We start from the raw sequence: 12,134 nt of genomic DNA, 5'->3' as shown, positions 1-12,134 counted from the left end.
CCTTTATACGGACATTGCTTTGGGTGGTGCGGGCAATCCGGCCGCAGATGTGGGATCAGACCCGCTTGCCGTTGACGAAGGGGCTGAACACCATGAGGCTGAGAATTTCAAACAGCACCTGCGCGCCGACATGCGCCGTATTGGTGGTCGCGTCATATTGCGGCGCCACTTCCACGACATCGCCGCCGACGAGGTTGATGCCTTTCAGGCCGCGGATCAGTTCCAGCACTTCGCGGGTGGTGAGGCCGCCAATCTCCGGTGTGCCGGTGCCTGGCGCAAAGCTCGGATCGACGCTGTCGATGTCGAAGGAGAGATAGGTCGGGCCGTCGCCGACAATCTGCTTCGCCTTCTCGACGATCGCCGGCATGCCCATGCCGGTCACGTCCTCGGCATGGATCACGGTCATGCCGGACTCGTAGGAAAACTCCCAGAGATATTCCGCCGAACCGCGAATGCCGATCTGGACCGTGCGCGTCGGGTCGAGCACGCCATCGAGAACCGCATTGCGGAACGGTCCGCCATGGTGGAATTTCGTCTGGTCGAAGGCGCCGCCGGTATCGCAATGCGCGTCGATATGGATCAAGCCGACCGGGCGGTTCTTGCCGACGGCCTTCAGGATCGGATGGGTGATCGAGTGGTCGCCGCCGACCGACAGCGGCACAACGCCGGCATCGACGATCTGGTTGACCCGCTTCTCGATATCATCATGGCTGAGTTCCAGCCGGTAGCGGCTTTGAAACGGGACGTCGCCGATATCGGCGACGCGCAGGTCGAATACCGGTGCGCAGTCGAGCACATGGTTATAGGGGCCAATACGTTCGATCGTGCGCATGGCGCGCGGCCCGAAGCGGGAGCCTGGACGGTTGGTGACGCCGAGATCCATCGGCACGCCGATGATGGCAACCTGGAGATTGCCGAAATCGGGCGCGCTGGCATCGACCGGCATATAGGGGGCAGTCAGGAAGGTCGGAACGCCGGCATAGGGCGCAAGGCGCGTGCCGGTCTTGGAGAAAATCTTGTCCGCTACCTTGCGGAAGGCCGGATCGAACAACTCGCCGCCGTGGCTTTCGCCATACTTCGCCTTCAGCGCGCTCAGCTTTTTCTCGTCCCACGCCATATCAGTCACCTCGTATCGGGCCGGAGGAGACGTGCGGGATCGGCGATCGAAAAGCCTTAAAGCGGCTCGAATGTTCGCCGAAAACGGTTCGCGCATCGACATCGGTGTCAAAGCGCTTGCGTGCATGTTCCCCAGGCTTTTGCCCTTGTTGCCGACATTAGGAAACAATTTGATTGGAAAATCAATTGACATTGTTATAGCGTTTGGTGTGAGAAAAACTCACATCATTTTCCGCCTTTCGGAGCCGTTTCCGTGTCCAGCCGCCTGCCCCCGCTAAACCCGTTGCGCGCTTTTGAGGCGACGGCCCGGCGTGGCTCCGTTTCGGCGGCGGCGCGCGAGCTCAACGTCACGCATGGTGCGATCAGCCACCAGATAAGAGCGCTGGAACTCTCCTTCAATGCGGCGCTTTTCGAACGCGGCGGCAAGCGGCTGAAGCTTACGCCTCAAGGGGCACTGCTGCTGCCGGCCGTTACCGAGGCATTCCAGGGGATCGCCGCGGCCACCGCGGCCATGACGCGACCGACGACGAGCGGTCAATTGCGCATCGCCTGCGTGCCGGCGCTCCTGTCCTTCTGGATGATCCCGCGCCTGCACCTGTTCACCGAACAGTTTCCCGATGTGCAACTGACCCTGATTGCCTCGAACGACGCAGCCAACCTGTTTTCCGGCGATGTCGATATCTGCCTCCTCTACGGCGACGGCAACTGGCCGGATTGCTGGGCGCGTCTGTGGAGCCGGCTGGAACTGTTTCCCGTCGTCAGCCCGACCTTGCTCAACATGCGGCCGCTGCGCTCGGTGCGCGACCTGCGCGACCACGTCATCCTGCATGGCGACGATGGCCGCGAATGGAACACCTGGCTTGCCGCCGCCGATGGCATCGATATCCAGCGCGGCCGCCAGCATTTCATGAGCGACGCCCGCCTTTCGACGGAAGCGGCGCTGCACAATCAGGGCGTGGCGCTCGGCGATACGATCACCGCCGGCAGCCTGATCGCCAAGGGCGAACTGATCGCACCTTTCGATCTCACCGTGCCCGCCAACGACGCCTTCTATGTCGCCTGCCGCAACGAGGTCCGCGCCGCCCCCATCGTCAAGGTCTTCATCGACTGGCTGTTCTCGGCGCTGGAAAGCGACCCCATGCCGGAGTTGCAGACCTCGGCGCGCACCATCATCCGCGCCCGCGCCGCCAAGGTCAGCGCCCCCGAGCGCCTGCCATCCAAGGATGGCTTCAAGCCCGTCTCCTCTCCTGCCCGCGCCCGTCGGCCCGAACCGACCCCAAAGCGCCGGGTCAAGTCTTGAAAACACAGGATAATCAGAATGCCGCGTTTCAATCCGCTGATCGCCAGACTATCGCCGCCGCCGGTGCCTTCCGTCCTCGCCTGGGCGAAGGCCTATGACGGCGCGCGTGGACCGCTCATCGACCTTAGCCAGGCAGTTCCCGGCTATCCGCCGCATCCCGAGATGCTGAAATGGCTCGGCGAGGCCGCCGCCTCTCCCGCATATGCAGGCTACGGCGCGATCGAAGGCGAGCAGGTTCTGCGGGCCGCCTATGCCACGCATGTCTCAAGCCTCTACAACGCCTCGATCAACGCGCGGAACATCCACATCACCTCCGGCTGCAACCAGGCTTTCATCTCGACCGTGATTGCGATCGCCGGCGCCGGCGATACGGTCCTGATGACCAACCCCTTCTACTTCAACCAGGAAACCACGCTTGCCATGCTCGGCATCGGTGTCGAGCTGGTACCCTGCGACGCAAGCGATGGCTTCCTGCCGGATATCGACGCCATCGCCTCATCGCTGAAACCAGGCGTGCGGGCGCTGGCGCTCGTCACGCCGAACAACCCGACCGGATCGGTCTATCCGCCGGCCTTGCTGCGGCGGATCTATGATCTTTGCCGCGCCAACAAGACCTGGCTGATCCTCGACGAAACCTATCGCGACTTTCTGGGCGAAGGCAGCGGCGCGCCGCACGATCTTCTGGCGCTCGAGGGGTGGCAGGACGGCCTGATCTGCCTCTACAGTTTCTCCAAATCCTTCTGCATTCCCGGTCACCGCCTCGGCGCGATCACGGCTGGCCTTGCCGTCGTACGGCAGGTCGCAAAGGTCATGGACAACCTGCAAATTTGCGCGCCACGGTCGGCGCAAGCGGCCGTGGCCAGGGCGCTTCCGGCGCTGGACGACTGGCGTGCGAGCAATCGCGCAGAAATTGGCAGGCGGGCCGAAGCGCTGAGACAGGTGATGAGCAAACTGACCGGCTGGAAACTCCAGGCGATCGGCGCTTACTTTGCCTATATCCGCCACCCCTATCCAGATATCAGCTCCGAATTCGTGGCCGAGAAGCTGGCAAAGATTGCCGGCGTCGTCTGCCTGCCGGGCGACTATTTCGGCGAGGGCCAGGAAGGCTACCTGCGCTTTGCGTTCGCCAATGCCGACGTGCCGACGATCCTTAAACTGGAAGAACGCCTGTCGACCTTCCATCTGCCGGGGATCTGATCAGCCCCGGCGGGCAACCATGATGCCGGCAAGCACGACGGTGCCGCCGACCGCCTGCATCAGGCCAATGGGCTCGCTGAGCAGAACCCAGGCGAGGACTGCCGCCACGACGGGCTGCAGCAACAGCGTCAGCGACGAAAAGGCCGGCGCCAGGAAGGCGAGCGCATAGATGATCAGCGCCTGCCCGCCGGCGTGGCTGATAAGCGCAAGGCCGATCAGAATGGCCCAGCCGAACAGCGCCATGGGGATGAAGCTGTCTTCGAGGAGGAGTGCCAACGGCAACAGGCACACCGCTGCCGAAGCGGTGCTCCAGATCATGATCCGGCTGGTGGAAAAGCGGCTGCGCAGGCGGCCGATCGAGAGGATGTAGCCTGCATAGAAGACGGCAGCGACGACTGCCGCCGCGTCACCGGCCAGATGACCATCGCCGAGTGCCGCAGGCCCGCCTTTGAGCACCACGACGCCGGCCAGCGTCGTCGCCAGGCCGGCGAGGAACACGCCGCTGACACGGGCGCGAAACAGCACCCACGAGCCGAGCGTCACGAAGATCGGCGCCATATTGGCAAGCAGCGTCGCATTGGCGACCGAGGTCATATGCAGGGACAGGTGCCAGGCGGCGAGATCGGCCGCAAGGAAGACGCCCGGCAGGACGAGCAGGCCGTAATCGGCCAACCCGGCCGGCCGGGAATCCGAAACCGTCTTTTCCGTCGCCTTGGCCCAGATCAGAAGCGGCAACAGCGCCAGCGCCACCCGCCAGAACGCCGTCGCCATGGGGCCGACTTCCGACAGCCGCACGAAGATCGGCGACCCGCTGATCGCCACACCACCAACCAGCAGTGCAACCAGGGCAAGGCGGCTTGCGGACGCAGACGCGGAAGAACCAAGGGCAGTGTCTGACACGAGAGCTGTCCACAGAATCTGCGCGGCACGGCGCCGCCACGCGATAACGCATCGGAGCTAGCAGAAACCCGCCGCCGGAAACAACGACTTCTCCTTATGGAAGCATGAGAATTGGTGAAGCGAGCCCCGCAGCCGCAAGGCCGCGAGGCATATGTTTCAACACACGGGCCTCACCCCGCATCCGGCCGGTGCACCGTCTTCACCTCGAGGAAATCCTCAAGGCCGAACATACCGCCTTCGCGGCCGTTGCCCGACTGCTTGTAGCCGCCGAAGGGACTTCCGTAGCGATGCGGGCCGCCGTTGATGTGGACCATGCCGGCGCGAAGCCGCGCGGCAACGCGTTCGGCACGTTTGGGATCGCCGGTCTGGACATAGGCGGCGAGACCGTAACTGGTATCGTTGGCGATCTCGATCGCCTCTTCTTCAGTTTCGAACGGCATGATGGCAAGCACCGGGCCGAACACTTCTTCGCGGGCGATCCGCATCCTGTTGTTGACGTCGGCAAAGATCGTCGGCTTGACGAAATAGCCTTGCTTGAAACCCTGCGGCTTGCCGGCGCCGCCGACCAGAAGCCGGGCGCCTTCGGTAATTCCCGCCTCGATCAACGCCTGTACCCGGCTGAACTGGATATCGCTGACCAATGGGCCGATATGGCTGCCCTCTTCGGTCGGATTGCCGACCTTGACTTGCTTGCCGACCCGCGTGGCGATCTCGACGACCTTGTCGTAGACGGATTTCTGCGCCAGAAGCCGCGTCGGCGCGTCGCAGGACTGGCCGGAATTGTTGAAGCATTCCAGCACGCTGGCAGTAACGCGTTCTTCCAGGTCGGCATCTTCGAAGACGATGTTCGGCGACTTGCCGCCGAGCTCCAGCGTGACGCGCTTGACGGTATCGGCCGCATCCTTGCTGACGGCGATGCCGGCGCGGGTCGAGCCGGTGAACGACATCATGTCGACGTCCTTGTGCCGGGAAAGGGCCGCGCCCACATTCGGCCCATCGCCGTTGACGAGGTTGAACGTACCGGCCGGGAAGCCGGCCTCGTGCACCATTTCAGCGTAAAGGAGCGCATTCAGCGGCGTGAATTCACTCGGTTTCAGGACGCAGGTCGAGCCCGTCGCCAGTGCCGGAACGACCTTCAGCGCGATCTGGTTGATCGGCCAGTTCCACGGCGTGATCAGGCCGCAGACACCGATCGGCTCGCGCAGCAACACATCGCCGTTCGCCAGCACCTTGCGCACATGCAGGCGCTTCAAGGCATCGATGAAGCCCTGAAGATGACCGATGCCGACATCGGCCTGCTGCTCGCGGCTCATCGTCGCCGGAGCACCCAGTTCCATGGTGATGGTCTGCGCCATTTCGTCGTAGCGGCGCTTGTATATCGAAAGCAGCTTTTCCAGAAGCGCCAGTCGTTGCTCGACGCTGGTGCGGCTATAGCTGACGAAGGCCTTCCTGGCGGCCGCAACCGCGCGGTCGATATCGGCCGCCGTGCCCATCGAGATCACGGCGACCGGCTTTTCCGTTGCCGGATTGAGCACCTCGAGATCATTCGGCGTGATCGGGTCTACCCATTCGCCGTTGATGTAGAACTTGCGTTTGTCGAGCATGAGTCGCTCCCTCCCGTCAGATCGTTTTCTGTTTTTCCTGCAGCCAATCGGTGATCAATTGGCGGTAACGTGCGCCGCAAAAGCTTGGAAAATGTCCGCCATGTACGATGCGCACGGGGATTTTCAACAGCCGCTCCATGGATGTGAGATAGTCAGCGGCATTTGAGTGATAGATGTCCTCGACCAGCGGGCCATCGTAGAGGATGTCGCCGGAGAACAGAATTTCGGTAGCCTTCTCATAGAGCGCAATGCCACCCGGGGAATGGCCGGGCGTATGAATGACCTCGAAGACCCGGTCGCCCAGATCGATGACATCACCGTCGTCGAGAATGCGCGTCGCTGGCGCCTTTTTTACGGCGTAACATCTCGAACAATAGGGTTCCGGCGGCAGGGCGTGAAAAATCTCGTCTGTCACGTAGAGGTCGGCAAGGGTGTTTGCCCGGGTCGGGCTGGCGAGCAGATCGGCCTCGGCGGCATGCACCGCGCGGCATTCGAATTCGTGATGGCAGCCGATATGGTCGAAATGCGTGTGGCTGGCGACGGCGACGAGATCACGTTCGGTCACCAGCGGCACCCACTGACGCAGGGAAACCACGCCCATGCCGCTATCGACCAGCATGTCGCGATCGCGGCCGCGCACATGCCAGATATTGCAGCGGTAGAATTCCTGGATGAAGGGCTCGGAGATTGCGGTTACGCCGTCATCGAGACGTTTGACGGCATACCATTTGTCGGGACCGAGGCGTTCCATACCCATCTCCTGCCGTGTCACGCTGGCAAGGCTACGACATCGGCAGGATTGACGGCAAGTGGGACGATCTGACCTCAGCCACCGCTGCCGGTTACGGCCCATGCGCCACGATCGCAAACTCCCGGATGTCGCCCGGCCTCAGATGGCAGCGATACTGCGGACACGGTGCGAACGGAGGGCGCTACTGACTGCACCGCGACGGAGGCGAGCGACCAAAACAAACGAGGCCTCTGAATCAGTATCGATTCAGAGGCCTCGCAATCTTGAAACTCGCCGTTTCGAAAAGGCTCAGATCGCCCCGAAGACGAGCGCGCAAACAAAAAGGAACGCTGCAGCCAGTGCGACCGCCTGCGCTGCCATGTTCCAGGAAAACTGAGGTCCGGTATGCGCGCCAAAGGCGGTTGAGCGATTCTGAATCACCGGTTTCGAACCTTGCATCCTGTCCTCCACTTCGCGTTGTTGCAGATATTCTGCCGGCCGTATCGTCGCCCCGGTTTTCTCCGATATTTTCCATTGAGTTTATAGATATTATTTTCTTTGTTTTTCCACTCGGGAGGAAAAACCGTCCTCGGGCGCGATCGGCCAAAGGAAGAAACGCGGCAGGCGCCCTAATGTTCCCGGCCGTGTTCTCTTTCTCTTACGTGCCGGGACCATTGCTCGCTGAACCAGGGACTGAGCAACGAAACATCCGGTTGGCTGTGCGGCTTCGTCATCGCACCGGTCTCTTCCATGTAGGTCCATACCTTGAAGGTCGTCAGCTCATGCTTGCCGAAGGTCTGGATCAGCGGAATGTCGGCGGCGTCACGGCCGCGTGCAACGGCAATGCGGCCAATACGCGGAATATTGTGGCGGGCATCGAACGTGTACCATCGGTCCTGAAGATAGACTTCGAACCAGGCATTGAAATCCATCGGCGCGGGATCACCGGCGACACCAATATCACCCATATAGCCGTTGACGTAGCGGGCGGGCATGTTCATGCAGCGGCAGAGGGTGACGGCGAGATGGGCGTAATCCCGGCAGACTCCTGCCCGCTCCTCATGCGCCTCCATCGCCGTCCGCAAGGCTGGTGCATATCCGTAGCTGAAGATCAGTCGGTCATGCACATAGTCGCAGATCGCCTTCACACGTTGCCAACCCGGTTCGATATCTCCGAACAGGCGCCAGGCAAGCGGGCCAAAGCGGTCGGTTTCGCAATAGCGGCTGGCAGAAAGATAGGGCAGGCAGGCGGAAGGCAGTCTCTCGACCGGTACAGCCTTCGCGTCGAGATTGACGCGATCAGGCCGGCCGCTATCCCTTACGACGGCGTCGTAGCTCAAATGCAGCCCGCCTGCCGGCGCCACCATGCGCATGCAGACATTACCATGCGGATCGATGACCTCGCCGATTTTCACGGCTGGATCGCTAACCGGTCCCCGCTCGCTGATGATGTCGGACCGCCTGGCCCGATCGACGGAAAGATAGGTCATCATCGGCGTCGGCTGGTCGCAGCTGATACCGATCTCGTATCCGAACCGTATGAACATACGCTACCTCCCACCACCGAGCGGGAACGGATTTCCCGCGTCATTCTTCCGGCTTCAGGTCTGGAAAATGAGAACCCAAGAGAGCTTACGCTACAGAACGCAAATCGCACATCTGACGCATGTCTTTATCGCTCGTCCCGGCGTCTTGGAGGATCGAGCCTTGAGAATAAGGTGCCTACCGCCACTGCCCGGGGCCCTCGATAATCGGAACCGGGCGCCGTTCGGGCGTCGCCGCGAGGCAGACATTTACCGCAAATACTAAGCCGATCGCCAAACGCTGACAACCTACCGATGGATGCCGGGTATTGATGTGCAAGCGAAAAGGTTCGCAGGGGATGCCCGAAGGCGTGCGCGGCTTAATCGCGACATCCAACATTAAACTTCTGATTTATAAGCAGATTCAAACGATCAGCATCGCCCGAAAGTCGTTGACGTTCGTTCCTGTCGGACCGGGAATGAACAGGTCGCCGCTCGCATGAAAGGCGCTCCAGGCATCGTGCCGGGCAAGATAGTGGCGCGGATCGCCACCGGCCGCACGCACACGCGTCACCGTCCCCGCATCGGCGAAAGCCCCTGCATTGTCCTCCGAGCCATCGATGCCGTCGGTATCGGCCGCCAGGGCATGGATGCCTTCAACGCCCTCGATATCGAGCGCGAAGGACAACAGGAACTCGCTGTTGCGCCCGCCCTTGCCATAGGTGTTGCCGGAAATGGTCACCGTCGTTTCGCCGCCGGACAGGATGGCGACAGGTTTTTGGAACGGCCGGTTGCGCAACGCCGTTTCGCACGCGATCGCGGCATGCATGCGGCCGATATCGGCGGCCTCTCCCTCGATCGCGTCGGAAAGGATCACCGCCTCGATGCCCTGCTGCCGGGCCTTGGCAGCAGCCGCTTCCAGCGAAACGCTGGCCGAAGCGATGATATGACGCTCGTGACCGGCAAAGGCCGCGTGGTCCGGCCGAGGCGCTGCGGCTTCGGATGAGTTCAGGTGCCGCATCACCGCCTCGGGCAATTCCATCCGGTAGCGCTCGACGATGGCAAGAGCATCCGCCGGTGTCGACAGATCCGGGATGGTCGGGCCGGATGCGACAAAGGCCGGATTGTCGCCGGGCACGTCGGAGACGATCAGGCTGACGACCTTGGCGGGTGCCGCCGCAAAGGCCAGACGACCGCCCTTGATGCGCGAGACATGCTTGCGCACGACGTTCATCGCCGAAATCGGAGCGCCGGAAGCGAGGAGAGCGCGGTTGACGGCAATCTCGTCCTGAAGCGACAAGCCGGCGGGCGGCGCCGGCAGCAACGACGAGCCGCCGCCGGAAATCAGCGCCACGACGAGGTCATCCGGCGTCAGCCCCTGCACCAGCCGCAGCAATTCGGCCGAGCCGGCAAGGCCGGCCTCGTCCGGTACCGGATGCGCCGATTGCAGGATGCGGATACGCTCGCAGGCAGCGATCGGCCCGTGCCGGGCGACAACAGCACCCTCGAGCGGGCCATCCCACAGGCGTTCAAACGCCGCCGCCATCTGGCTTGCCGCCTTGCCGGCGCCGACGACGATGGTTCGGCCTCTGGGCCGCGCAGGCAAATGGGCACGAATGGCCGCAAGCGGATCGGCAGCTTCGACGGCGGCCTCGAACAGGCTGGCCAGCAAGGGACGCGGTTCTAGCATCATTCAGGATCATCTCGCGATTTCGAAGTCGTAGACGAAAACGCCATCAACGCCGCCTTCCGTCGCAGCAATGATGCGGCCTCCCGCCTTCTCATGCTCGGGATGGGAAAGATAGGTGTCGCGCGCAGCTGCATCGGCGAAATCGATGATGAAGCCGCCATTGTAGCCCTTTCCAAGGCCCTCGGGGCTGACATTGGGGCCGATGTCGATGGTGAGATATCCAGGAACAAGCGGCTTCAACGCCGCTATGTCGGCGAGAATCGATGCCCTCTCGGCATCCGGTACGCTCGTCTTGAAGCGGAGGAAGACGCAATGGCGGATCATGGTAGCTCCTATCGGATCTCGGCGCGTGCCCGCGGTCTGAGGTCGTTGCGTTCGTGGCTGAAAATCGCCGCCGGCAGCGGCTGCCGGTTGCGGATGATGTCGGATCCCTTTTCGCCCATCATGATCGTCGGGCCGTTGGTATTGCAGGAGGGCACGCGCGGCATGACGGAACTGTCGCAGACACGCAAGCCTTCAAGGCCATGGACTTTCAGCTCCAGATCGACGACGGCGTCCGCACCGGTGCCCATCTTGCAGGTGCCGACCGGATGATGATCGGTCTTGGCGTTGGCGCAGCCATAGTCGAACAATTCCTCGTCCGTCATGACCTTGGGTCCCGGCAAACGCTCGGCCATGACGAACGGCTTCAGAGCCGCCTGCTGGAGGATTTCGCGCGCGATCTTCAATCCCTCGATCGACATCTTCCGGTCATGCGGATCTTCCCAATAGTTCGGATCGATCAACGGAGCGGCCGCCGGGTCGGAAGAGGATAGCCGCACGGTGCCGCGCGAACGCGGATGCAGATAGGCGGAGTTCAGCGTGACGCCGGCATTCTTCAGCTTCTCGACGCCCGCCTCGATGCCGGAACCGAGACCGAGGTGGAATTGGATATCGGGCGAGCGGGCATTCGGATCGGCATACCAGAAGCCGCCGGTCTCGAAGAGCGAGGAGGCCACCGGGCCGGAGCGGAACAGCACATATTGCACCCCCGCCCAGAGCGTGCGGTGCAGTTTGGCGACGCCGTCATAGGTGTGATCGCCGGTGCATTCGGAAATGACGAAGAGATCGAGATGATCCTGCAGGTTGGAGCCGACCCCCGGCAGATCGTGTTTCACCTCTATACCGACCGAGCGCAGATGATCGGCAGGCCCGATGCCGGACTGTTGCAGGAGCTTCGGCGAACCGATCGCGCCGGACGTGATCAGAACCTCGCGCCCGGCGCGGAGGATCTCGGCGCCGCGCGACGTGGCGATCTCGACGCCGACGGCGCGTTTGCCTTCGAGCACGATCCGGCTCACCCGCGCGCCGAGCCTGACCGTCAGGTTCTTGCGGTTCCTGATCGGCGAGAGATAGGCGAGCGAGGCGGAGGAGCGGCGGCGATTGCGCTGGGTGAGCTGGTAGAAACCGACGCCGGCCTGTTGCCTGCCATTGAAATCATGATTGTAGGGAATGCCGAGCTCCTGGCCGGCACGGATATAGGCATCGCAGATCGGCAGGCCGGAAACAGGCATGGAAACACCGAGCGGCCCGCCATAGGAATGATAGTCGTCGGCGAAACGCTGGTTGTCCTCCGCCCGCTTGAAATAGGGCAGGACGCTGCGGTAATCCCAACCCGCGCAGCCGTCCTCGCTCGCCCACAGATCATAATCGACCGCATTGCCGCGCGTATAAAGCTGCGCATTGATCGATGAGCCGCCGCCGATCACCTTTGCCTGCGTATAGCGCAGCACCCGCCCCTTCATGTGCTTCTGCGGCACGGTTTCCCAGCCCCAGCTTGCCACGCCCTTGGTCATCTTGGCGAAACCGGCCGGCATATGAAACAGCGGGTTCCAGTCGCTGCCGCCCGCCTCGAGCAGGAGCACCTTGACGTCGGCATCCTCCGTCAGCCGGTTGGCAAGCACGCAACCCGCCGGACCGCCTCCGGTGATGATGTAGTCGTAAGTCATGTCGTCGTCCTCAAATTCCACGTTTTGCCAAGCCAGGGCCCCTCATCCGGCCCTCCGGGCCACCTTCTCCCCGCAAGCGGGGCGAA

10 protein-coding genes are annotated in these 12,134 nt (G+C 62.5%); 2 read left to right on the top strand and 8 right to left on the bottom strand.

The genetic code is table 11. The features are described from left to right. Positions 1–55 precede the first annotated feature (55 nt). The gene (gene speB, locus A3AY_RS0116210; protein WP_018326707.1) at positions 56–1,117 is read right to left on the bottom strand and encodes an agmatinase; all 1,062 of its coding nucleotides are present in this window, start codon (positions 1,115–1,117) and stop codon (positions 56–58) included. A gap of 252 nt (positions 1,118–1,369) precedes the next feature. Here speB and A3AY_RS0116205 point away from each other — a divergent pair, with 252 nt between their 5' ends. Then, entirely contained in the window at positions 1,370–2,416 is a 1,047-nt protein-coding gene (locus tag A3AY_RS0116205; protein WP_026203507.1) for a LysR substrate-binding domain-containing protein, read from the top strand. A gap of 18 nt (positions 2,417–2,434) precedes the next feature. Then, on the top strand, positions 2,435–3,613 hold the full coding sequence (locus A3AY_RS0116200) for an aminotransferase (protein WP_018326705.1): 1,179 nt from the start codon (positions 2,435–2,437) through the stop codon (positions 3,611–3,613). Here the strand turns inward: A3AY_RS0116200 and A3AY_RS0116195 are convergent, their stop codons facing one another. The 7 genes from A3AY_RS0116195 to A3AY_RS0116160 all read right to left on the bottom strand — a co-directional run bounded on the left by A3AY_RS0116195 (position 3,614) and on the right by A3AY_RS0116160 (position 12,048). Continuing rightward, positions 3,614–4,513: a DMT family transporter gene (locus tag A3AY_RS0116195; protein ID WP_420830240.1), complete on the bottom strand. Its 900-nt coding sequence runs from the start codon at positions 4,511–4,513 to the stop codon at positions 3,614–3,616. A 170-nt stretch (positions 4,514–4,683) separates the two neighbouring features. Beyond that, positions 4,684–6,117 (bottom strand): aldehyde dehydrogenase family protein, encoded by a 1,434-nt coding sequence (locus A3AY_RS0116190; RefSeq protein ID WP_018326703.1) that lies wholly within the window; start codon positions 6,115–6,117, stop codon positions 4,684–4,686. A 16-nt stretch (positions 6,118–6,133) separates the two neighbouring features. Continuing rightward, complete coding sequence (locus A3AY_RS0116185) at positions 6,134–6,868, bottom strand: MBL fold metallo-hydrolase (protein ID WP_018326702.1); 735 nt, start codon at positions 6,866–6,868, stop codon at positions 6,134–6,136. Positions 6,869–7,476: 608 nt separating this feature from the next. Beyond that, positions 7,477–8,394 carry a transglutaminase-like domain-containing protein gene (locus A3AY_RS0116175; RefSeq protein ID WP_018326700.1) on the bottom strand — a complete coding sequence of 306 codons (918 nt, stop codon included), beginning with the start codon at positions 8,392–8,394 and terminating at the stop codon, positions 7,477–7,479. A gap of 400 nt (positions 8,395–8,794) precedes the next feature. Then, complete coding sequence (locus A3AY_RS0116170; RefSeq protein WP_018326699.1) at positions 8,795–10,063, bottom strand: glycerate kinase type-2 family protein; 1,269 nt, start codon at positions 10,061–10,063, stop codon at positions 8,795–8,797. Between the two features lie 6 nt (positions 10,064–10,069). Further along, entirely contained in the window at positions 10,070–10,384 is a 315-nt protein-coding gene (locus A3AY_RS0116165) for a Dabb family protein (protein ID WP_018326698.1), read from the bottom strand. Positions 10,385–10,392: 8 nt separating this feature from the next. After that, positions 10,393–12,048: a GMC family oxidoreductase gene (locus A3AY_RS0116160; protein WP_026203505.1), complete on the bottom strand. Its 1,656-nt coding sequence runs from the start codon at positions 12,046–12,048 to the stop codon at positions 10,393–10,395. Between the last annotated feature and the right edge of the window lie 86 nt (positions 12,049–12,134).

The organism is Rhizobium giardinii bv. giardinii H152 (genome assembly GCF_000379605.1).
Classification (GTDB): domain Bacteria; phylum Pseudomonadota; class Alphaproteobacteria; order Rhizobiales; family Rhizobiaceae; genus Pararhizobium; species Pararhizobium giardinii.
Note: the sequence above shows the minus strand (reverse complement) of the source record. Positions and strands in the feature narration are given on the sequence as shown.